We start from the raw sequence: 21,286 nt of genomic DNA on the forward strand, positions 1-21,286 counted from the left end.
GATTCAGGATGCGGATTCGCGGGGCAGCATTGGCGGTCGGGCTGGCAGCGTCCTGCATCGTCTCTGCGCGCGCCCAGTCGATCAATCCCGGCGTGATCCAGAACGACATTGACCGGCAGCGCCGGCAGCTCGAGCAGCAGAGCGCGCCGCCCAAGCTCACAGGGCCGGCGGTGGTTGGCGGTGAGCGGGAAAAATCCCAGCTTCTGAAGCCGGGCGGGCCGAAATTCCGCCTGCGCAAAATTACGTTCGACGAGTCCAAGTTCATCACTCCGGCGGAGCTGGATGAGATCGCGAAGAAGTATGTCGGCAAGGACGTCGACATCGCCTCGCTGTTGCAGCTCGTTGCCGACATCAATGCGGTCTATGCCGCGCGCGGCATCGTCACGGGCATCGCGACGCTGCCCGAGCAGGACGCCAAGGGCGGCGTCGTCCGCGTCAAGCTGACCGAAGGCCGGCTGCAGAAGACGACCGTCGAGGGCAACAAGCAGACCCGCACCGACTACATCCTTCAGCGCGTGAAGGAGCCCGAAGGCGAGGTCCTCGACGTTCCCAAGCTCAACCGCGACGTGATCTGGTTCAACCGGACCAACGACGTGCAGATCAAGGCGCTGCTGCAGCCCGGCACGAGCTTCGGCCTCACCGACCTCCAGCTCGCGGTGATCGAGCCGCCGGCTGACACCTTGCAGCTCTTCACCGACAACCAGGGCCCCGAGAACACCGGGCGCTGGGAAGGCGGGGCCTTCTACAAGCGCCACGGCCTGTTCGGCGTCGACGACCGGCTGACCTTCTACGGCGTCCGCTCCGACGGCAATCTCAACGGCAATGTCGCCTACAGCATCCCGGTCAATCCCTGGGGAGGCCGCGCCGGCGTCAGCTATACCGAGGGCAAGATCAAGATCATCCAGGGTCCGTTCGTCGCGCTCGACGTGACCGGACGCTCGAGCCAGGCCGCGGTCAATTTCAGCCAGCCGGTCTGGGTGACGCAGGACTGGCTGGTGCTGCTCAACGCCGCCTTGACCGAGGGCAAGACGGTCAGCCGCTTCTCCACGGTTGCCGTCACCGACGACCATTACGACAAGACCACGGCGGGCGTCTCGGTGACCAAGTCCGGCAATACCTATTCGATCACGGTCTCGCCGGCGGTGAATTACATCGCATGGCACGACTACGTGCTCGGCAACAACCGCGCGTTCCACACCTATACCGGTTCGCTGATCGCGACCAGCGCCGCGGGCCCGGCCAATTTCAGTGCCAATTTACTGGCGAGCTGGCAGTACACGCAGGAGAAGCTGCTGCCCGGCAGCCAGATCTTTTCGATCGGCGGTCCCACCACGGTACGCGGCTATCCCTCCAACGCGGCGTCCGGCGACAGCGGTTATTATTTCAACGCCGAGCTGCATTACAATTGGTCGCAATGGCTCAGGGGTTTCGACACCTACGTCTTCACCGACTGGGGTGCGGTGTATTCGACCTTCCCGGGCGTCACCGAAATGGCCTCTGTCGGCGTCGGCTTCTCCTGGACCTATGCGCCGTTCATGACGTTCGAGGCGAACTACGCGACACCGCTGAAGATGGCGGTGTCGACCCAGAACCGTTACGAAGCCTATGGCCGCGTCATCTTCCGGCCGCTGCTGATGTTCCAGAAGCCGGAGCCACCTGCGCCCGTCGCCGCGGTGGCGGGCAGGAGCAAGTCGTAGCCGGAAGCTGCGCCGCTCTCGCCGTCGGCGTTGCGAGCGCAACTCTCTCGCCGTCATTGCGAGGAGCCCTTGCGACGAAGCAATCCAGAGTCTTTCCGCGGAAGGATTCTGGATTGCTTCGCTTCGCTCGCAATGACGGAGGATGGGGTGCCGCTGGCGTCTGATGTTCGAGCTTGAGGCGCCGCTCAATCAGCGCTTCAACGTAAACTCCTCCGCGCCCCTCCGATGCTCCCATTTCGCCTGCTCCAGCTCGGGCTGGTCGCATTCGATTTCCGGATAGCCGACGCAGAGATAGGCGACGAACTTCCAGGTATCGGGCACGTCGAGAATGACCTGGATGCGATCGGGATTGAGGATCGACACCCAGCCGACGCCGATGCTCTCGGCGCGCGCGGCGAGCCACATCGCGGTGATTGCGGCGACCACGGAATATTCCGTGGTCTCCGGCATGGTGGCGCGGCCGAGGCCGTGACCGACGTCGCTGGCCTTGTCGGCGAACACCGCGAGGTGGCCGGGCGCTTGCTCGAGGCCCGACAGTTTCAGCGTGGCGTAGCGCGCGGCGCGTTCGCCCGCATAAGAACCCAGAGCGTCGGCGTTGCACGCCCTGAAATCGTCGGCCACGGCGTGGCGCCGTGCAGGATCGTCGACGACGACGAAGCGCCAGGGCTGGCTCAGGCCGACCGAGGGCGACAGGCACGCGGTCTCGATCAGGCGATCGATCGCGCCGGCCGGAAGCGGGTCAGCTCGGAAGCGGCGCACGTCGCGCCGCCACACGAACAGCTCGCGCAACTGCCGGCGGAAGGTATCGTCGAACTCGACCATGAGCTAGCGTCCCATCTGGAAGGCGGCCGCCACCAGCAGGATCAGGATCTCACCTAGCTGCTCGAACGCGCCGAGGATGTCGCCGGTCTGTCCGCCGATTTGACGGATGGCAAGCCACGCCAGCATCAGGCCTGCAAGCGTCAGCAGGATCAGGCTGCCCAGCGCCTTGCTCGGCCCTAACGCGAGAGCGAGCGTGAGCGTTCCAAGTGCGAGCGCAAGCGCAACGCTGCGACCCGGCGGCGCTCCCGCACTCGCCGAAAGCCCGTCCGGCCGCGCCGGAGGTACCAGCGACATGAAGGCCGGCACGCCCGCGCGAGCAGCAGCATGCGCGGCGCACAGCGCCAGCATGACGGCGAATGGATCGGCGATCGTCGCAAGCGCGCTCCAGCGCAGGCCGATCGACAGGATCAGCGCGCAGACGCCATAGGTGCCGATCCGGCTGTCGCGCATGATCTCGAGCTTGCGCTCGCGTGTCCGCCCGCCGCCGAGCCCATCGGCTGTGTCGGCAAGCCCATCTTCATGGAGCGCGCCGGTGATGAGGGCGGTCGTGGCCAACGCGAGCAGGGCGGCAACGTTCGGCGTCAGTCCGAAACGGCTGGCGATCGTGTAGACCAGTGCGCCGGCAAGGCCGACCAGCAGCCCCGCGACGGGAAGGGCCCATGTGGCCCGCGCAACGGCGCCGTCGCCCGCAGGCTTCGACGATCCCACAGGGAGGATTGTCACGAACGATGCGGCCATCCTGAGATCGGCAATGATGTGTTTGAGAAACTCGATACCCGGTGTCATTTCAGCTTCATCGGCAGGCCGGCAACGACGAACTCGACCTCATCGGCAACGGCCGCTATCATCTGGTTCATGATCCCGGCGGCGTCACGGAAGCTGCGGGCCAGCGCGTTGTCGGGAACGATCCCGAGGCCGACTTCGTTGGTGACGAAGACGACGGGACTTTTCAGACGGGGCAGGGTGCCGGCGAGCTCGCTCACCTCATGTTCCCAATCACGTTGTTCATGCATCAGGTTGGAGAGCCACAGCGTCAGGCAATCCACCAGCCTCGCGCCGCCGCCATCGGTTGCGACCAGGACATCGACGAGATCGAGCGGCACCTCGCGCTCGATCCAGTCGCTTCCGCGACGCGCGCGATGCCTGGCGATACGCTCCTCCATCTCGGTGTCGAGCGCCTCAGCCGTCGCCACATAGACGGGCTGGCCGGGAAAGGCGCGCGTGCGCATTTCCGCACGCTTGCTCTTGCCCGATCGCGCTCCGCCCGTGATCAAGATGACGGCCATCAAACTCTCCTGTGGGCCTGACTAATCACCAAACGCAGCCAAAGACAAAGCCGAAATCAGGCGGCTGGGGGCTTGCGCTCGCGCCTCGCTTTGCGCAACAGGGGCGGGACAGGAGGCGGGTTTGGACTTTGCGGGCGCGATGGTGGTGGCGATGGCGGTGGATGCCCTGCTAGGCTGGCCGTCGTGGCTGTTCGCGCGGATCGGGCATCCCGTGACCTGGCTGGGGCGGCTGATCGGCGCTGTCGATACCGGCTGGAATCGCGCGGCCGATCCGCCGGCTCTTCGCCGGGGCGCGGGCGTTGCCGGCGCGCTTCTCGTGATCGCGCTCTCCGTCGCACTCGGCTGGATGCTTCAATCCTTGCTGCCCTTTGGCTGGATCCAGATCGTGGTGATCGGAATCCTGGCCTGGCCCCTGGTCGCGTCGCGCTCGCTCCATGATCACGTCGCCGCCGTCGCGCATCCCCTGATGGCTGGCGATATCGCTGCCGCGCGCGAGGCGGTCTCGCACATCGTCGGCCGCGATCCCGCGGCGCTCGATGAAGCCGGCATCGCGCGTGCGGCGATCGAGAGTCTCGCCGAGAACGCCTCCGACGGCATCGTGGCGCCGGTGTTCTGGGGTGCGCTGTTCGGATTGCCCGGGATTCTGGGTTACAAGGCGATCAACACGCTGGACTCCATGATCGGCCATCACAGCGAACGGCACGAAGCCTTCGGCTGGGCCGCGGCGCGCATCGACGATGTCGCAAACTTCATTCCAGCGCGGCTGACCGGATTTCTGTTCGTGCTGCTGGCACCGCGGCGATCCGATGCGCTTGCCTGCATGACGCGCGATGCGCGCCGTCATCGTTCGCCCAACGCCGGCTGGCCGGAAGCGGCCATGGCGGGTGGGCTCGGTGTGCGGCTCAGCGGCCCCCGGAGCTATCACGGCAGCGTCACCGACGAGCCCTGGCTGAACGAGGGCGCGCGCGATCCGCGTGCAGCCGACATCGACGAGGCATTGACGGTCTACCGCCGCGCCATGCTGCTGCTCGCAGGCCTGCTTGCGATCCTGGCCTTCGCGTGAAACAAAGAGGCATGCGCGAGCACGGTGGAAATCTGGATCAGGCCCAGCAGCGTTTTGGCGGACGCGCGGAGGATTGGATCGACCTCTCGACCGGAATCAACCGGTTGCCTTATCCCGTGGGCGAAGTGGGTTCGCGCGCCTGGAGTGCGCTGCCCTCGCGCGACGAGGTCGACGCCTTGCATCAGGCCGCGCGGCACGCGTACCGCACGAGCGCGCCGATCGTCGCACTTGGCGGCGCGCAGGCGGCTATCCAATTGCTGCCGCAACTGGCGGCCCCCGGCCGCGCGCGCATTCTCGCGCCGACCTATAATGAATATGCAGGCGTGTTGTCGGCTGCAGGCTGGGACGTCCAGGAGGTCGGGGAGCTCGATGCGCTGGCGAGCGCGGATCTCGCCATCGTCGTCAATCCCAACAATCCCGATGGCCGGTGTCATTCGCCGGAGGGTTTGCTGACACTGCTGCCGCGCGTCGGCCGTCTCGTGATCGACGAGAGCTTTGCCGATGCCGCTCCGCAGCTGTCGCTCGCGCCCGAAGCGGATCGGCAGGGGCTGCTGATCCTGCGCTCGTTCGGGAAGTTCTATGGCCTTGCCGGATTGCGGCTCGGCTTCGCGCTTGGCGGTGCGGCTGATGTGGCCAAGCTCGCGGCGGCTTCGGGGCCATGGCCGGTCTCAGGTGCAGCGATCGCGATCGGCTGCCGCGCCTTGCGCGACGACGCCTGGGCCGAGGCCACGTCGGCCCGGCTTGCGAAAGACTGTGTGCGCCTCGACGCCATGGCACGCGCGCAGGGATGGCGGTTCGTCGGCGGAGCGTCGCTGTTTCGTCTCTACGAGATGCCCGACGCACGTGCCGCGCAGGAGAAGCTGGCGCATGGCCATATCTGGTCGCGCGTGTTCGCACAAAAGCCGACATGGTTGCGGCTCGGGCTTCCCGGCAGCGAAGCCGAATGGGCTCGGCTCGGCGAAGTCCTAGCGCGCTAGCGCGAGCAGGCCTTCGACGTCGAGATGTTTTTCGATGTGATCGGCGAGAGCATCGAGCGTGCTCTCGATCCTGGCGTGGTAGGGCACCTCGCCTGCGGGAATGTCGAGCTTTGCCAGGAATGCCCTGCGAAAATCGTCCGACGTGAACAGGCCGTGCAAATAGCTGCCCTGCACGCGTCCGTCGCGCGAGATAGCGCCTTCCGGCTCGCCGTTCAACGTTGCGAAGGGACGTGCGCGATCCGGCCCGTCGGTGCGGCCGATGTGGATTTCGTACGCTTCGATCGGCTGCCCCGTGGCGGCATGTACGGCCGCGACACGTGTCAGCGTCTTCTGCGGGCTCATGACCGTCGCCACATCCAGCAGCCCGAGTCCTGGCATGTCGCCCGCGGGACCTTCGATACCCTCGGGGTCGGCGACGCTTCGGCCCAGCATCTGATAGCCGCCGCAGAGACCGAGCACATGGCCGCCCCTGCGGTGATGCGCGAGCAGATCGATGTCCCAGCCTTGCGCGCGCAGAAATCCGAGGTCGCCACGAGTCGATTTGGAGCCCGGGATGACGACGAGGCGAACGTCGCCGGGAATGGCTTCGCCGGGACGCACCATCACGAGATCGACGCCCGGCTCGAGCTTGAGCGGATCGAGGTCGTCGAAATTGGCGATCCGCGACAGCGCGAGGCACGCGATTTTGCATTGACCGGGTCTTCGCGAGTCGGTCAGGCCCAGCGCGTCCTCGGCCGGCAGCTCGCCGGCACGCGCGAACCAGGGTAGCACGCCAAGGCCGCGCCAGTCGGTTTTCGTTTTGATTAGCCCATAGCCATCCTCGAATAACGCGGGATCGCCGCGGAACTTGTTGATGACGAAACCCTGGATCATCGCGGCATCGTCGGGGTCGATCACCGTCTTGATGCCGACGAGCTGGGCAATGACGCCGCCGCGGTCGATGTCGCCGACCAGCACGACCGGCACGCCGGCCTTGCGGGCAAAGCCCATATTGGCGATGTCGGACTTCCGCAGGTTCACCTCTGCCGGGCTGCCGGCACCTTCGACGAGGACGAGGTCGGCGCGCGCCTTCAGCCGCTCAAAACTCTCCAGCACAGCGCCCATCAGCGACGGCTTCATCGCGGCGTAGTCGCGTGCCCGCGCGGTCGCAATGCGCTTGCCGTGCACGATGACCTGCGCGCCGACATCGGTCTCGGGCTTCAGCAGCACCGGGTTCATGTCGGTGTGCGGCTCGACGCCGGCGGCGAGTGCCTGCAGCGCCTGGGCGCGGCCGATCTCGCCGCCATCGACGGTGACGGCCGCGTTGTTCGACATGTTCTGCGGCTTGAACGGAAGCACGCGCAGGCCGCGCTGCGTGAAGGCGCGCGCGAGGCCGGCGACGATGAGCGATTTGCCCACGTCAGAGCCGGCCCCCTGGATCATCAATGTGCGGGCCATCGAATTCAGAACTCGACGCCGGCCTGCGCCTTGATGCCGGAGCGGAAGGGATGCTTGACCAGGGTCATCTCGGTGACGAGATCGGCGATCTCGATCAGCTCGTCCTTGGCGTTGCGGCCGGTGAGGACGACATGGGTCATCGCAGGCTTTTGCGTCGTCAGGAATTCGACGACTTCGGCGATATCGAGATAATCGTAGCGCAGCGCGATGTTGATCTCGTCGAGCACGACCATGCGCAAGTTCTCATCGAGGATCAGCTCCTTGGCCTTCTCCCAGCCGGCGCGGGCGGCGGCGATGTCGCGGGCGCGGTCCTGCGTCTCCCAGGTGAAACCTTCGCCCATCGCGTGGAACTGGCAGAGGTCGCCGAAATGGCCGGTGAGCAGGCGCCTTTCGCCGGTGTCCCAGGCGCCCTTGATGAACTGCACGACCGCGCAGGGGAAGCCATGAGCGACGCAACGGACGATCATGCCGAAAGCCGAGGAGGATTTGCCCTTGCCGGCGCCGGTGTGGACGATGATGAGGCCCTTTTCGCCGCTCTTGGTCGCCATGATCTTGTCGCGGGCGGCCTTCTTCTTCGCCATTTTCTGGGTATGCCGGGCGTCGGTTTCCTCGGTCGTTGGGGTCTCCGGTTCAGGCGTCATCGGTCCCGGTCCTTCGGCTTGACAAGAGGCGGCCACCGGCAAATGGTGGCCCGGCGTTGGTTCCTGTCCTATGACAGGCGAAGAGGGAATGCGATAGGGTCCGAATCGGCAAGATTTGGGTCCAAACTGCAGCCGCCCCCGCGACCGTGACCGGAGAGATGCCCGAAGCCACTGATTCCCTGCGGAATCGGGAAGGCGGGGATCGAAGGGCAAAACCCTGCTCCGCAAGCCGGGAGACCTGCCAGCGCGGACGAGTTTTGGACCGGCGGACGGGGTGTTCCGCGACGGGGAAACGGGCCTTCTGAAGAATGGTCCGTGTGCCTCATCGCCTCCCGCTGTTATCTGGAAGAGGCGATGACCGTCACACTTCACGTCTGCATCACCTGCCGTGCCGGCGAGACTCCTGGCGAGGGCGAGACGACGCCCGGAAAGCGCCTGCATGGCGCGATCCTCGAGGCCGGCGTGCCCGAGGGCGTCAATGTGGTTCCCGTCGAATGCCTGTCGGCCTGCAGCCAGGGCTGCTCGGTCGCGCTGAGCGCGCCCGGCCGCTGGTCCTATGTCTATGGGCGCCTCTCCGAGACGAATGCCCAGGACGTGGTCGCGGGCGCGGCGGCCTATGCCGCGGCGCCCGACGGGCTCGTGCCCTGGCGCAGCCGGCCGGAAATATTCCGCAAGCAGTCGCTTGCCCGCATTCCCCCTGTTGCCGCGTTGCCGGAGGCCGCCGAATGAACTCGCTCGCAAAAGTCCCGGTCACGGTGGTGACCGGTTTCCTCGGCTCCGGCAAGACCACGCTGATCCAGCATCTGCTCGCAAACCCCAATGGCAAGAAGCTCGCGGTGCTCGTCAACGAGTTCGGCAGCGAGGGCGTCGATGGCGAAATCCTGAAGTCCTGCGCCGATGCCAATTGCCCGGAAGAGAACATCGTCGAGCTCGCCAATGGCTGCATCTGCTGCACGGTTGCCGACGATTTCATTCCGACCATGGAGCAGCTTTTGGCGCGCCCGGTGCGGCCCGATCACATCCTGATCGAGACCTCGGGCCTGGCGCTGCCGAAGCCGCTGCTCAAAGCGTTCGACTGGCCACAGATCCGCTCGCGCATCACAGTCGATGGCGTGATCGCTCTCGCCGATGCCGAGGCTGTCGCGGCCGGCCGCTTCGCACCGGATCCGGCTGCGGTGGAGGCGCAGCGCGCGGCGGACGAGAATCTCGATCACGAGACGCCGCTGTCGGAAGTGTTCGAGGATCAGATCGCCTGCGCCGACATCGTGCTGCTGACCAAGGCTGATCTCGCGGGCGCCGCCGGCATCGAAGCTGCCAAGGCGGCGATCACCGCCGAGATGCCGCGGCGCGTGCCGATGCTGCCCGTCACCGACGGCGCCATCGATGCGCGCCTCATCCTTGGACTCGGGGCCGCCGCCGAGAACGATCTCGCCGCACGCCCCTCGCATCACGATGGCGAGGAGGAGCATGAGCATGATGATTTCGCCTCGGTTGTGATCGATCTGCCCGAAGTCACCGACGTCGACGCGCTGGTTGCCTCCGTCCAGCGCCTGGCGCGCGAGCAGAACGTGCTGCGCGCCAAAGGCTATATCGCGGTCGCGGGAAAGCCGATGCGCCTGTTGCTGCAGGCGGTCGGCGAGCGCGTGCGTCACCAGTTCGACAAGCCCTGGGGTGCAGGTGTCAGGCAGTCCAGGCTCGTCGTGATCGGTGAGCACGGCGATATCGACGAGGCCGCGATCAGGTCAGGACTAGGTATCTGATGCACGTCGTTTTCCGCGAGAGCCGCGGTCTCGAAGAGACCGCGACGCCAAGGGACATCGGCCAGGACCCGGCCGATCTCGTGGTGCTCTCGTATTCGGATTCCGATCTCGCCGCTTTCGCGGCCGGTTGGCGGCGCGGCCGGAACAGCCTGCCGTCGCTGCGGCTCGCCAATCTCGCGGAGCTGCGTCATCCGCTGTCGGTCGACACCTATATAGACCGCACGCTGTCGCAGGCGCGCGGCATCCTCGTGCGCCTGATCGGCGGGGAGTCCTATTGGGCGTATGGGCTGGCGGCCCTTCAACGACTGGCCAGGGATCGTGACATCGTCCTTGCCGTGCTGCCGGCCGACGGCCATGACGATGCGCGGCTCGACGCGTACTCGACCTTGCCGGTCTCGACGCTGCGCCGGCTCAAGGTGCTCTGCGACACCGGCGGCACGGTCGCCGCGCAAGCTGCGATCGCGCAACTCGCGCTGGCCTCGGGCCTCTATGCCGGCCCTGTCGTCGGCGAGATGAGCGTGCCCGAGATGGGCTTCTACGATCCCGCCCGCGGCGTCATTGCGGCCCCCGTGGGCGGTGAGGGGAAGCCCCGCGCGCTCGTGACGTTCTATCGCTCCTATCTCACCGCCGCGGACACCGGCCCGGTCGATGCCTTGATCGCGGCGCTGCGCGAGAAGGGGTTTGACGCCTGCGGCGTGTTCGTCACCTCGCTGAAGGCGGCGGGCGTTGCCGACTGGCTGTGCGGCTATCTCGCGCAAAATCCTCCGGCGGTGATCGTCAACGCAACGGCATTCTCGGCCCTGGGTGACGACGGCACGACGCCGTTCGACGAAGCATCGTGCCCTGTGTTCCAGGTCGCGCTCTCGACGGCGCGGCGCGAGGACTGGGCGGAGTCGCTACGCGGCCTCTCGCCCGGTGATCTTGCAATGCATGTGGTGCTGCCCGAGGTCGACGGCCGGCTGTTCGCGGGCGTGGTGAGCTTCAAATCCGCCGGGGAGCGCGACTCCGATCTGCAGTTCTCGCATCTGGCCCATAGGCCCGATGAGGAGCGCGTGGAGGCCGTCACCGCACGCGTCGCAGCGTGGCGGCGCCTAGCGGAAAAGCCCGCCGGTGAGAAGCGGCTGGCACTCGTGCTCTCGAACTATCCGGGACGCCCGCACCAGATCGCGCATGCCGTCGGTCTCGACGCGCTGGCGTCTGTCGAGGCCTTGCTGTTGGATCTCGTCGAGGTCGGTTTCGATGTTGCGCCGGTCCATGCGCTCGGTGAAGCGCTGCTCGAGCAAAGTTTGACCTGGAGCGTCGCCGATTATCGCGCGGCAGTCTTGCGTCTGCCGCAGTCCCTGCAGGACGATCTCGCGCAAGCCTGGGGCGCGCCGGAGGAGGATCCGAGTTGCCGCGATAGCGCGTTCCACTTCGCGGCGATCCAATGCGGCCGGTCTATCATCGCGGTCCAGCCCGAGCGCGGCGATGCGGCCATGCGCGATGCCGATTATCACGATCTCGCCCGCACGCCGCGCCACGCGTATGTCGCGTTCCATCTCTGGCTCCGCGAGCAGGGGATCGACGCCGTCGTGCACATGGGCGCGCATGGAACGCTGGAATGGCTGCCCGGCAAATCCGTGGCGCTGTCATCGCGCTGCTGGCCGGAAGCGCTGATCGGCGATCTTCCCATCATCTATCCCTTCATCGTCAACGACCCCGGCGAGGCCGCGCAGGCGAAGCGGCGTCTCGCAGCCGTCACGGTTGGCCACCTGCCGCCACCGCTGGAAAAATCCGCGGTACCGGAAGGGCTGCGCCGGCTCGAACGTCTCCTCGACGAATATTCGACCGCCGACGGTCTCGATCCCGCGCGCCGTCAGCGGCTGATCGCTGCGATCCGCGAGGAGGCGCGCGCCGCCGGCCTCGAAGATGATCTCGGCCTCGATGCATCGGCCGCACCGGCCGAAGCCATCCCGCGGATCGACCGCTTCGTCTGTGACCTCAAGGAAAGCCAGTTCGGCGACGGCCTGCACGTGTTCGGCCGCGGTGCCTGCAGCGAAGCGGAGCGCGAAGCGCTACGTGCCGCGCTTGCCGGCCGGCGTGTCGCGCCGGGACCGTCGGGCTCGCCCTATCGCGGACGCCAGGACGTGCTGCCGACCGGACGTAATCTCTTTGCCGTCGACCCGCGCGCGGTGCCGACGCCGTCCGCGCATGCGCAAGGCATCAAGCTCGCCGAAGAGCTGCTGCGCCGTCACTTGCAGGATCACGGCGACTGGCCGAAGGGACTCGTCGTCGATCTCTGGGGGTCGTCGACCATGCGCACCGCCGGTGAAGAGTTTGCGATGGCGCTGCATCTGGCAGGCCTCGCGCCGCGCTGGGATCACGCCTCCGGCCGCGTCACCGGCTACGACATCATCGCGCCGGCCGAGCTCGGCCGCCCCCGCATCGATGTCACGCTGCGGGTCTCCGGCCTGTTCCGCGATGTCTTCGCGGGTCTCGCGCAATTGTTCGAGGCCGCTTCCGAAACGCTTGCGGCGCGTGAGGACGAGGGCGAGGAGAATCCCTATCGCCACCGCGTCTCCCGCGTGTTTGCGCCGCGGCCTGGACATTACGGCGTCGGTCTCTCGGCGATCCCTGATGCCTTCACGCCGGAGACGCGCGATGCCGCGGGCGAGGCCTGGCTGTCGGCCTCGTCCTGGGCGTTCTCGGCCGATGGAGAGATCAAGCCAGATCGCGCCGGCATCGAGGCGCGGCTCGCCTTGGCCGAGGCCTTCGTCCACGTCCAGGACTTGCCGGAAACCGATCTGCTTCTCGCCGCCGATTATGCCGCGCATGAAGCCGGCGTTGCGGCGGCTGCAGCGCATCTCGGCGCGGCAGGACCATCGCTCTATCACCTCGACACCACGCGTCCCGAACAGCCGCACGCGCGTACGCTGACCGAGGAAATCTCCCGTGTCGTCCGGGCGCGCGCCGCCAATCCGGCCTGGATCGCCGGCATGATGCGCCACGGTTTTCGCGGAGCCGCCGAGATCACTGCGACGCTGGAGCATATGGCCGCGTTCGCCCATCTCGCCGGGGCCGTGCCGCCGCATCTGTTCGATCTCTACTACGATGCGACGCTCGGCAACGATGATGTCCGCGCCTTCATGGCGAGTGAAAATCCGCGGGCGCTCGCCGCGATGGAAACCTGCTTCGCGCGCCTGCACGATGCCGCGCTCTGGCAAACGCGCCGCAATTCGATCGCGGCGGCGTTGCGGGAGGCATCATGAGCGCGTCTCCGGTCAAGGGCTGGTGTCCCGGCGCGCTGCGGCCGATGCAATCGGGCGACGGGCTCGTGGTGCGGGTCCGTCCGTTCGGTGGGCGTCTTGAAGCCCCGCAAATCTCAGGCCTTGCCGAACTCGCCGGGCAACACGGCAATGGTCTGATCGACGTGACGAGCCGCGCCAATCTGCAGATCCGCGGCGTCAGCGAGCAGAGCCATCGGCCGCTGCTCGACGGGCTCGCGCAACTGGCACTGCTCGATCCCGACGCCGATATCGAAGCCCGGCGCAACATTCTGGTGATGCCGTTCTGGAGCGGCGCCGACCAAACCCAGTCGCTCGCCGCCGAGCTGGAGGAGGCGCTGGCCGACAGCGGCCTCGCGCTTCCCACCAAGTTCGGCTTCGCCGTCGATGACGGAAGATCGCGGGTGCTCGCCGGCGATTCCGCCGACATACGCATCGAGCGCGATCGGTTGGGCCGCCTCCTGGTGCGGGCCGATGGTGCAAGGCTCGGCCGCTCCGTCGCACGCGGCGAGGCCGTCAGCATGGCGCTCGCGCTCGCAAGCTGGTTCCTGGTCTCCGGCGGCGCGAGGGGCGGGCGAGGGCGCATGGCGGCCCACATCGCCTCCGGCGCGGCATTGCCTCAATCGCTGCGCGGCGAGACCGAGCCGGCGCCCGTGATGGCGGCGTCGCGGCCGGGGCACTATCCGCAAGGCGCGATGGTCGGCGTCGCATTCGGGCAGATGCTGCATACGACACTGCATCAATTCGCCGGTTGCGGACATGCGCTGCGCATGACGCCGTGGCGGATGGTGCTGAGCGAGGGCAAGCACGAAATGCCGAGCGCGGCGGGCCTCATTACCGAGCCGTTCGATCCCGCGCTGCGCGTCATCGCCTGCAGCGGAGCGCCGCGCTGCCGCGAAGCCCACGCCGATACGCGCGCACTGGCTGCGGCGCTCGCGCCGCGCATCGCCGCGGATACGCGTCTCCACGTTTCCGGTTGTGGCAAGGGTTGCGCGCATTCCGGCACGGCCGCCGTCACGCTGGTTGCGACAGGTGCCGGCTTCGATCTCGTCCGCGGCGGCTCGACGCGTGATGAGCCGGTTCTGCGCGGGCTCAACGGCGCCGACATCGTCAGCGATCCCTCCATCTTGGTCGGAGGGCACTGATGCCGCACACCTATGAAACCGACGGCGCGGCGATCTACCGTCAGTCCTTTGCGACGATCCGCGCCGAGGCGGACCTTGCGCGCTTTTCGCCTGACGAAGAGCAGGTCGTGGTGCGGATGATCCACGCCGCCGGCATGGTTGGTCTCGAGGCGCATATCCGCTTCACGCCTGGGATGGCGACCGCCGCGCGCGCGGCCTTGCAGAAGGGCGCGCCTATCCTGTGCGACGCGCGGATGGTCTCGGAAGGGATTACGCGCGCGAGATTGCCCGCGGCCAATGCCGTCATCTGCACGCTTGGCGACGCCGCGGTTCCCGCACTGGCGCAATCGATGCGCAACACGCGCTCGGCCGCGGCGCTGGAGCTGTGGCGGCCGCATCTCGACGGTGCAATCGTTGCAATCGGCAATGCGCCGACCGCGCTGTTTCACCTTCTCAACATGCTGGAGGACCGCGACTGTCTGCGGCCTGCGGCGATCATCGGCTGCCCGGTGGGATTCGTTGGTGCGGCCGAATCCAAGGCCGCGCTGATGGCCAATCCGCCTGTGCCGGCGCTGACGGTCGAGGGCCGCCTCGGCGGCTCCGCGATCACGGTCGCCGCCGTGAATGCATTGGCGAGCCGGAGCGAATAGCGATGGGACGCATCATCTGCTGCGGTCTCGGCCCCGGCGATCCTGATCTGATGAGTGTGCGCGCCGACCGCACCGTGCGCGGCGCCAGGCATGTCGCCTATTTCCGCAAGATGGGCCGGCCGGGCCAGGCGCGACGCATCGTCGACGGCATGCTGGCGGCGGATGTCGCCGAATATCCCATGGAATATCCTGTCACGACCGAGATCGCCTTCGACAGCGCTGAATATGTGCAGCTGCTCGCCGGCTTCTACGACGAATGGGCCGAACGCCTGGCGCGGCTTGCGCGCGCGGTCGATGTCGTCGTGCTCTGCGAGGGCGATCCCTACTTCTACGGCTCCTTCATGCATCTGCACACGCGCCTGCAGGGACGGGCCGAGATCGAGGTGATCGCCGGCATTCCCGGCATGGTCGGCTGCTGGAATGGCGTCGGACAGCCAATCGCGCTCGGCGATGACGTGACGACCGTGCTGATGGGCACGCTTGCTGAAGACGAACTCGAGCGGCGCATGCGCGATTCCGATGCGCTCGTCGTCATGAAGACCGGTCGCAATCTCGCAAAGGTGCGCCGCGCGCTCAGCGCCGCCGGCCGGCTGGACGATGCCTGGCTGGTCGAGCGTGGCACCATGCCGGGCGAGCGCGTGGTGCGGCTCGCCGAGATCGACGGCGCCGACTGTCCCTATTTCGCGATCGTGCTGGTGCACGGCAAGGGCCGGCATCTGGACGCCGCCCAATGACTGGTACCTTGACCATCGCGGGCCTCGGGCCCGGCAGCGACGCGCTAGTGACGCCGGAAGTCTCCGCCGCGCTCGCGGCCGCGACCGACATTCTGGGCTATGCGCCCTATGTCGCGCGGGTGCCGCCGCGAGCCGGGCTTACCCTGCACCCCTCCGACAACCGCGAAGAGCTGCAGCGCGCGCGCGAAGCCTTGCGGCTCGCCGCCGAAGGCGAGCAGGTCGTCATCGTGTCCTCCGGCGATCCCGGCGTCTTCGCGATGGCTTCCGCCGTGTTCGAGGCGCTGGAACAGGCGCCGCAATGGCGCGAGCTGCCGATCCGCGTGCTGCCGGGCGTCACCGCGATGCTGGCGGCTGCCGCCCGAGCCGGCGCGCCGCTCGGTCATGATTTCTGCGCGATCAATCTCTCCGACAACCTCAAGCCGTGGGCGGTGATCGAGAAGCGCTTGAGGCTTGCCGCCGCGGCTGACTTCGCCATCGCGATGTACAATCCGCGCTCGGCAAGCCGGCCGGAAGGATTTGGCCGTACGCTTTCTGTGCTTCGCGAAGCAGGCTGCGGCGAGCGCCTCGTGATCTTTGCGCGTGCGGTCAGTGCGGCTGACGAGAAGATCGAGACGGTGACTCTGAACGAAGCGACGCCCGAGATGGCCGATATGCGCACGCTGGTCATCGTCGGAAATTCGCAGACGCGCCGCGTCGGCCGCTGGGTCTATGCACCGAGGCGGGTCGAATGACCGAGCCACTGCATCACCTCGGCGACGCTCTCAACCCGTCGGCGCTCGGGCAGCTCCGGCCGCGAGATCATGACCACGGGAAGGCCGAGCATGCGCGCCGCGTCGATCTTGGCGCGCGCACCGTCGCCGCCGGAATTGCGGGCGACGATCCAGGCGATGCCGCGCGCCCGCATCATCTCCAGTTCGCCATCAAGGGTGAATGGTCCACGCGATACGATGACGTCGGCCGCAAAGGGAAGGGGCGCTTCGGGCGGATCGACGAAGCGCAGCGTATAGGCATGCTGTGGCTTCGTCGCGAACGGCGCGATGTGCTGGCGGCCGATGGCGAGGAATACTTTTGCGGGCATCTCGGGCAGAGCCGCGACGGCGGCGGTGAGATCAGCTGTTTCGATCCAGTTGTCGCCGTTCGCCATCGCCCAGGGCGCGCGCTCCAGCGCGATCAGCGGCGTATCGGTTTCCGCGCACGCCGCGGCCGCATTGCGGCTCATCTCGGCGGCGAAGGGATGCGTCGCGTCGATCACATGCGTGATGCGCTCGTCGCGGATGTAACCCGCAAGCCCGCTCACGCCGCCGAAACCGCCGATGCGGGTCGGCAGCGGCTGATCGGCCGGCACGTGAGTGCGACCGGCGTACGAATAGATGGCATCGATGCGCGCGCGCGCCATCTCTCCGGCGAGCAGGCTCGCATCGGCAGTTCCGCCCAGTATGAGGGCGCGCATCATGGCTGATCCCTGGCTGACCATCATCGGTATCGGCGAGGATGGCCTTGCCGGGCTGTCGGAGGCAAGCCGAAAGGCGCTCGACGCTGCCGAAACCGTGTTCGGCGGTGAACGGCACCTCGCACTTGCCGGCGTCGGGAGCCGTGGCCGTTCATGGCCGGTGCCGTTCGATGCCAATGTCGTGCTGAGCCGCCGCGACCGGCCGACGGTGGTGCTGGCCTCCGGCGATCCGTTCTGGCACGGTGCGGGCGCTGTTCTAGCCGAGACGCTTCAGGCCGGCGAGTGGATTGCGCATTCCGCGCCGTCGACCTTCTCGCTCGCCGCTGCGCGACTTGGCTGGCGCCTCGAAATCGTCGCCTGCCTCGGACTCCACGCCGCACCGTTCGAACGTCTCGTTCCGCATCTGGCGCAAGGCGCACGCATCATCTGCCTCGTACGCGGCGGGACAGCGGCTGGCGATCTCGCAAGATGGTTGAGCGAGCGCGGATGGGGCGCGTCGACCTTTTGGACGCTCGCTGCCCTTGGCGGGCCGCAAGAAAGCATCGGAGAATGTCGCGCCGATAGCTTTGCAGGTGATCTCGCTGGAGCCCTTGTCGCAGTCGCCATCGAGGCAAATGGCGGACAAGGCATGCCGCGGAGTTCGGGCCTGTCAGACGATCTGTTCGTCCACGACGGACAAATCACAAAGCGGCCGGTGCGCGCGCTCGCGCTTTCGGCGCTGGCGCCGCGGCCCGGCGAGCGGCTGTGGGACATCGGCGCCGGCTCGGGCTCGATCTCGGTCGAGTGGGCACTGTGCGGCGGGACGGCGACCGCAATCGAGGCGCGTGAGGATCGTGTCGCGAACATCCGCAAGAATGCAGCCGCATTCGGACTTTCGCATCGGATCATGGTCGTCTCGGGGAGGGTACCGGAAGCTCTTGCTGGGCTGGAAGCGCCGGATGCCGTCTTCGTCGGCGGCGGTCTCGATCATGCGATGTTCGATGCGATCTGGTCGCCGCTTGCGCCGGGGACGCGGCTGGTTGCTCACGGGGTGACGCTGGAGACGGACGCGCTGCTTGGCGAGCTGCATCAGCGCCACGGCGGCGAGCTGATGCGGGTGGAGATCGCGCATGCCGCGCCGCTCGGCCGCTATCGGTCCTGGGACGCGGCACGTCCATTGGTGCAATGGAGTACGGTCCGATGAAGGTCGCCGGACTGGGTTTCAGGAAGGATGTCACGCTGGCCTCGTTGCGCGAAGCGCTGCTGGCGGCGGGTGGTGCCGAAGGTCTCGCAGCCATGGCGACTGTCAGCGACAAGGCCGACACAGAATCGTTGAAGCAGCTCGCGCGTGAGTGCGGTGTGCCGATCAAGGCTGTTCCGGCCGATGTACTGGCGGGCATCGACACGCCGACGCAGTCGAAGCTCGTTGCCGAGACATTCGGGACGGGTTCGATTGCCGAAGCCGCAGCGCTCGCTGCGGTTGGCCCGGGCGCGCGGCTGATTGCGACGCGCGTAGTCTCGCAGGATCGCACCGCGACCGCGGCCATCGCCGAAGGAGGCGGCGCATGACGGTGCATTTCATCGGCGCAGGACCGGGCGCGCCTGACTTGCTGACCTTGCGCGGCCGCGACCTGATCGCGGCCTGTCCGGTCTGTCTCTATGCCGGCTCGCTGGTGCCTGAAGGCGTGCTGGCGCATTGCCCGCGTGGGGCGCGCATCGTCAACACTGCGCCGCTGTCGCTCGACGAGATCATCGCGGAGATCGTCGCCGCGCATGCAAACGGCAAGGACGTCGCGCGGCTGCATTCCGGCGATCTCTCGATCTGGTCCGCGATGGGCGAGCAGCTCCGCCGTCTGCGCGCGCTTGGCATTCCCTATTCGGTGACGCCAGGTGTGCCATCTTTCTCCGCTGCGGCGGCGGCGCTGGAGGCAGAGCTGACGCTGCCCGGTCTCGCCCAGACGGTAGTGCTCACGCGCACGCCGGGCCGCGCCAGCGCTATGCCTGAAGGCGAAAAGCTGGCCGCATTCGCCGCGACCGGCGCGGTGCTCGCGATCCATCTGTCGATCCATCTGCTCGACAACGTCGTCGCCGAGCTCACGCCGCATTACGGCGCGGACTGTCCGGTCGCCATCGTCTGGCGCGCGAGCTGGCCGGACCAGCGCATCGTCCGCGCGACGCTCGGCACGCTCGATGCCGCAGTCGGCACGGAGATGGAGCGCACCGCGCTGATCCTGGTCGGCAAGACGCTTGGCGCTGCGGATTTCGACGAGAGCCGCCTCTATGCCGCCGACTACGACCGCCGTTATCGGCCTGTTGGGACCGAGCCGCGCTTTCCGGAGGCGACGTGATGGCAGCAGGCCTCGTCATCTCCGCACCGGCCTCGGGCGTCGGCAAGACCACGCTGACGCTGGCGCTCGCGCGCGCTTGGCGCAATCGCGGCCTGAACGTGCAGTGCTTCAAGAGTGGGCCTGACTACATCGATCCCGCCTTCCACGCCGCCGCCACGGGGCGCGCTTCCGTCAACGTCGACAGTTGGGCGATGGACCGCGGAGGAATAGCGCATCTCGTCCGCCGCGGTGCGGACGCAGATATCGTCCTCGCCGAGGGGTCGATGGGCCTTTTCGACGGCGTCGCCGCGCGCGGTGTCTCCGGCACCGGTGCCACCGCGGATATCGCGGAGATGCTGGGCTGGCCGGTGGTGCTGGTGATCGATCCCTCGGGTCAGGCGCAGACCGCGGCGGCGATCGCCGCGGGCCTTCGCGATTATCGACCCGGCGTGAGACTCGCGGGCGTCGTGCTCAATCGTGTCGCCAGCCCGCGTCACGAAGATCTCGTACGGCGCGCGCTCAACGATGTGGGCATCGCCGTCTTCGGCGCACTGCCGCGTCATGCCGAGATCAGCCTGCCGAAGCGGCATCTCGGCCTCGTCCAGGCCGAAGAGCAGACGGAGATCGGCAAGCTAATCGACGAGGCCGCGCGCTTCGTTGCCGAGCATGTCGATCTCGACGCGGTGCTGCGGTCGGCAGGTTCCTGGTCGCCGCCGCCTGCCGCGAACGGCCTGAACGTGACGCCGCCCGGCCAGCGCATTGCGCTCGCGCGCGATGCCGCGTTCTCCTTCGTCTATCCGCATATGCTGGAAGCCTGGCGCGCGGCGGGCGCCGAGATATTGCCGTTCTCGCCGCTGGCCGATGAAGCGCCTGACGCGAGCGCCGACGTCTGCTGGCTGCCCGGCGGCTATCCGGAGCTTCATGCCGGCAGGATTGCCGCCAACGCGAGCTTTCACGGTTCCTTGCGCGCCTTCGCCGAAACGCGGCCGGTGCATGGCGAATGTGGGGGCTATATGGTGCTGGGAACCGCTTTGACCGACGCGGACGGTATCCGCCATGAGATGACAGGCCTGCTTGGCCTCGAGACGAGCTTTGCGAAACGCCGCATGCATCTGGGCTACCGCCTCGCCGAACTCGCCGCACCGATGCCGGGCCATCGGGCCGGCGCGCGTCTGCGCGGCCACGAGTTTCACTATTCGACCATCATCGCCCAGCCCGACACGGCGCTGGCCGTCGTGCACGATGCAACGGGCGCTGTCATTGCCGAAACGGGCTCGCGGCGAGGGCAGGCCACCGGCACGTTCTTCCATCTGATCGCGGAGGACCGGTGAGCGGTTTTGTCTCCTTCATCTCCGCCGGCCCCGGCGATCCCGAACTGCTCACGCTCAAGGGCGCTGCGCGGCTGCGGGAGGCCGACGTCGTGCTCTACGACGATCTTGCCTCGGGCGCGATCCTCGATCTCGCCCGGCCCGGCGCCAATCTCGTCGCGGTCGGGAAGCGGGCCGGGCGACCCTCGACCAGGCAGCATCATGTCAACCGTCTCCTGGTCGACTATGCCGCAACAGGCGTGCGCGTGGCACGGCTCAAGTCGGGCGATGCCGGCATTTTCGGCCGGCTCGAAGAAGAGTTGGAGACGCTGCGCGAGGCGGGCATCGGCTATGAGATCATCCCCGGCGTCACCTCGGCCTGTGTGGCCGCCGCGCAAGCCGGCATTCCCCTGACCCGTCGCCACACCTCGCGGCGCGTACAGTTCGTGACCGGAGCCGACGTCACCGGCGAGCTGCCGCCCAATCTGAACTGGGCCGCGCTGGCCGACCCCGAAGCGACGACGGTTGTCTATATGGGCCGGCGCACCTTTCCGGCGCTTGCCGCAAAATTGATCGCGCACGGTCTCGCCGCGGATACGCCGGCGCTGTTTGCCGAATCCCTCGGCCGCTCCGACGAGCGGCTGGTCCGCACCACCATTGCCGAGCTTGCCGAGCAGCTTGCCCGCGGCGGCGCCGCCTCGACGGCCGCGGTAATCCTGTTCGGCGCGCTGGCGGGGGATCAACCGTCGTGACGGAAGCGGCCACCCTT

At 67.5% G+C, this 21,286-nt stretch carries 21 protein-coding genes and 1 riboswitch; of the genes, 15 read left to right on the forward strand and 6 right to left on the reverse strand.

The genetic code is table 11. The annotated features are described in order from the left end of the window. Positions 1–8 precede the first annotated feature (8 nt). Positions 9–1,697, forward strand: a complete 1,689-nt coding sequence (locus ACFDR6_RS22410; protein ID WP_375859511.1) for a ShlB/FhaC/HecB family hemolysin secretion/activation protein — start codon at positions 9–11, stop codon at positions 1,695–1,697. Positions 1,698–1,886: 189 nt separating this feature from the next. Here ACFDR6_RS22410 and bluB read toward each other — a convergent pair whose 3' ends face one another. Genes bluB through cobU form a run of 3 tightly spaced genes read right to left on the reverse strand, consistent with a single transcriptional unit; the run spans position 1,887 to position 3,805 of the window. Next, positions 1,887–2,519 carry a 5,6-dimethylbenzimidazole synthase gene (gene bluB / locus ACFDR6_RS22415; protein ID WP_375859512.1) on the reverse strand — a complete coding sequence of 211 codons (633 nt, stop codon included), beginning with the start codon at positions 2,517–2,519 and terminating at the stop codon, positions 1,887–1,889. A 3-nt stretch (positions 2,520–2,522) separates the two neighbouring features. Beyond that, positions 2,523–3,305, reverse strand: a complete 783-nt coding sequence (cobS, locus tag ACFDR6_RS22420; RefSeq protein ID WP_317240238.1) for an adenosylcobinamide-GDP ribazoletransferase — start codon at positions 3,303–3,305, stop codon at positions 2,523–2,525. Further along, positions 3,302–3,805: a bifunctional adenosylcobinamide kinase/adenosylcobinamide-phosphate guanylyltransferase gene (gene cobU, locus ACFDR6_RS22425; RefSeq protein WP_317240237.1), complete on the reverse strand. Its 504-nt coding sequence runs from the start codon at positions 3,803–3,805 to the stop codon at positions 3,302–3,304. Before cobU ends, cobS begins: the two co-directional genes overlap by 4 nt. A 121-nt stretch (positions 3,806–3,926) precedes the next feature. On the opposite strand from cobU, the gene cbiB reads away from it, so the two are divergent. Together cbiB and cobD are read left to right on the forward strand one after the other, a co-directional pair. Beyond that, positions 3,927–4,868, forward strand: a complete 942-nt coding sequence (gene cbiB / locus ACFDR6_RS22430; RefSeq protein WP_375859513.1) for an adenosylcobinamide-phosphate synthase CbiB — start codon at positions 3,927–3,929, stop codon at positions 4,866–4,868. 11 nt (positions 4,869–4,879) lie between these two features. Then, the gene (cobD, locus tag ACFDR6_RS22435; protein ID WP_375859514.1) at positions 4,880–5,845 is read left to right on the forward strand and encodes a threonine-phosphate decarboxylase CobD; all 966 of its coding nucleotides are present in this window, start codon (positions 4,880–4,882) and stop codon (positions 5,843–5,845) included. On the opposite strand, the gene ACFDR6_RS22440 is transcribed toward cobD, so the two are convergent. Beyond that, positions 5,834–7,282 carry a cobyric acid synthase gene (locus ACFDR6_RS22440; RefSeq protein ID WP_375859515.1) on the reverse strand — a complete coding sequence of 483 codons (1,449 nt, stop codon included), beginning with the start codon at positions 7,280–7,282 and terminating at the stop codon, positions 5,834–5,836. The genes cobD and ACFDR6_RS22440 overlap by 12 nt on opposite strands. Before the next feature lie 5 nt (positions 7,283–7,287). Then, positions 7,288–7,923 (reverse strand): cob(I)yrinic acid a,c-diamide adenosyltransferase, encoded by a 636-nt coding sequence (gene cobO, locus ACFDR6_RS22445; RefSeq protein WP_375859516.1) that lies wholly within the window; start codon positions 7,921–7,923, stop codon positions 7,288–7,290. Positions 7,924–7,963: 40 nt separating this feature from the next. Continuing rightward, a riboswitch (cobalamin riboswitch) is annotated at positions 7,964–8,183 on the forward strand. A 94-nt stretch (positions 8,184–8,277) separates the two neighbouring features. On the opposite strand from cobO, the gene ACFDR6_RS22450 reads away from it, so the two are divergent. The 7 genes from ACFDR6_RS22450 to cobJ are packed head-to-tail and all read left to right on the forward strand — an operon-like array spanning position 8,278 to position 16,185. Continuing rightward, positions 8,278–8,652: a DUF1636 family protein gene (locus ACFDR6_RS22450; protein WP_212092445.1), complete on the forward strand. Its 375-nt coding sequence runs from the start codon at positions 8,278–8,280 to the stop codon at positions 8,650–8,652. Beyond that, positions 8,649–9,683, forward strand: a complete 1,035-nt coding sequence (gene cobW, locus ACFDR6_RS22455; protein ID WP_375859517.1) for a cobalamin biosynthesis protein CobW — start codon at positions 8,649–8,651, stop codon at positions 9,681–9,683. Before ACFDR6_RS22450 ends, cobW begins: the two co-directional genes overlap by 4 nt. Further along, positions 9,683–12,931 carry a cobaltochelatase subunit CobN gene (gene cobN / locus ACFDR6_RS22460; protein WP_375859518.1) on the forward strand — a complete coding sequence of 1,083 codons (3,249 nt, stop codon included), beginning with the start codon at positions 9,683–9,685 and terminating at the stop codon, positions 12,929–12,931. The genes cobW and cobN overlap by 1 nt, the downstream gene beginning before the upstream one ends. Beyond that, on the forward strand, positions 12,928–14,091 hold the full coding sequence (cobG, locus tag ACFDR6_RS22465) for a precorrin-3B synthase (protein WP_375859519.1): 1,164 nt from the start codon (positions 12,928–12,930) through the stop codon (positions 14,089–14,091). Before cobN ends, cobG begins: the two co-directional genes overlap by 4 nt. Beyond that, positions 14,091–14,720 (forward strand): precorrin-8X methylmutase, encoded by a 630-nt coding sequence (locus ACFDR6_RS22470; RefSeq protein ID WP_375859520.1) that lies wholly within the window; start codon positions 14,091–14,093, stop codon positions 14,718–14,720. Before cobG ends, ACFDR6_RS22470 begins: the two co-directional genes overlap by 1 nt. A gap of 2 nt (positions 14,721–14,722) precedes the next feature. Beyond that, entirely contained in the window at positions 14,723–15,454 is a 732-nt protein-coding gene (locus ACFDR6_RS22475; RefSeq protein WP_375859521.1) for a precorrin-2 C(20)-methyltransferase, read from the forward strand. Next, positions 15,451–16,185 (forward strand): precorrin-3B C(17)-methyltransferase, encoded by a 735-nt coding sequence (gene cobJ / locus ACFDR6_RS22480; RefSeq protein WP_375859522.1) that lies wholly within the window; start codon positions 15,451–15,453, stop codon positions 16,183–16,185. Before ACFDR6_RS22475 ends, cobJ begins: the two co-directional genes overlap by 4 nt. On the opposite strand, the gene ACFDR6_RS22485 is transcribed toward cobJ, so the two are convergent. Then, positions 16,161–16,907 (reverse strand): cobalt-precorrin-6A reductase, encoded by a 747-nt coding sequence (locus ACFDR6_RS22485; protein WP_375859523.1) that lies wholly within the window; start codon positions 16,905–16,907, stop codon positions 16,161–16,163. The genes cobJ and ACFDR6_RS22485 overlap by 25 nt on opposite strands. Here ACFDR6_RS22485 and cbiT point away from each other — a divergent pair. Genes cbiT through cobA form a run of 5 tightly spaced genes read left to right on the forward strand, consistent with a single transcriptional unit; the run spans position 16,906 to position 21,269 of the window. Then, positions 16,906–18,087: a precorrin-6Y C5,15-methyltransferase (decarboxylating) subunit CbiT gene (gene cbiT / locus ACFDR6_RS22490; protein ID WP_375859524.1), complete on the forward strand. Its 1,182-nt coding sequence runs from the start codon at positions 16,906–16,908 to the stop codon at positions 18,085–18,087. The two genes, ACFDR6_RS22485 and cbiT, sit on opposite strands and share 2 nt — an antisense overlap. Then, complete coding sequence (locus ACFDR6_RS22495; protein ID WP_375859525.1) at positions 18,084–18,452, forward strand: cobalamin biosynthesis protein; 369 nt, start codon at positions 18,084–18,086, stop codon at positions 18,450–18,452. The genes cbiT and ACFDR6_RS22495 overlap by 4 nt, the downstream gene beginning before the upstream one ends. After that, complete coding sequence (gene cobM, locus ACFDR6_RS22500) at positions 18,449–19,231, forward strand: precorrin-4 C(11)-methyltransferase (protein ID WP_375859526.1); 783 nt, start codon at positions 18,449–18,451, stop codon at positions 19,229–19,231. Before ACFDR6_RS22495 ends, cobM begins: the two co-directional genes overlap by 4 nt. Beyond that, positions 19,231–20,541, forward strand: coding sequence for a cobyrinic acid a,c-diamide synthase CobB (locus ACFDR6_RS22505; RefSeq protein ID WP_375859527.1), 1,311 nt, complete (start codon positions 19,231–19,233; stop codon positions 20,539–20,541). The genes cobM and ACFDR6_RS22505 overlap by 1 nt, the downstream gene beginning before the upstream one ends. Continuing rightward, positions 20,538–21,269, forward strand: a complete 732-nt coding sequence (gene cobA, locus ACFDR6_RS22510; RefSeq protein ID WP_317240220.1) for a uroporphyrinogen-III C-methyltransferase — start codon at positions 20,538–20,540, stop codon at positions 21,267–21,269. Before ACFDR6_RS22505 ends, cobA begins: the two co-directional genes overlap by 4 nt. Positions 21,270–21,286: the final 17 nt, after the last annotated feature.

It is taken from the genome of Bradyrhizobium tunisiense (assembly GCF_042263385.1).
GTDB classification, from domain to species: domain Bacteria; phylum Pseudomonadota; class Alphaproteobacteria; order Rhizobiales; family Xanthobacteraceae; genus Bradyrhizobium; species Bradyrhizobium tunisiense.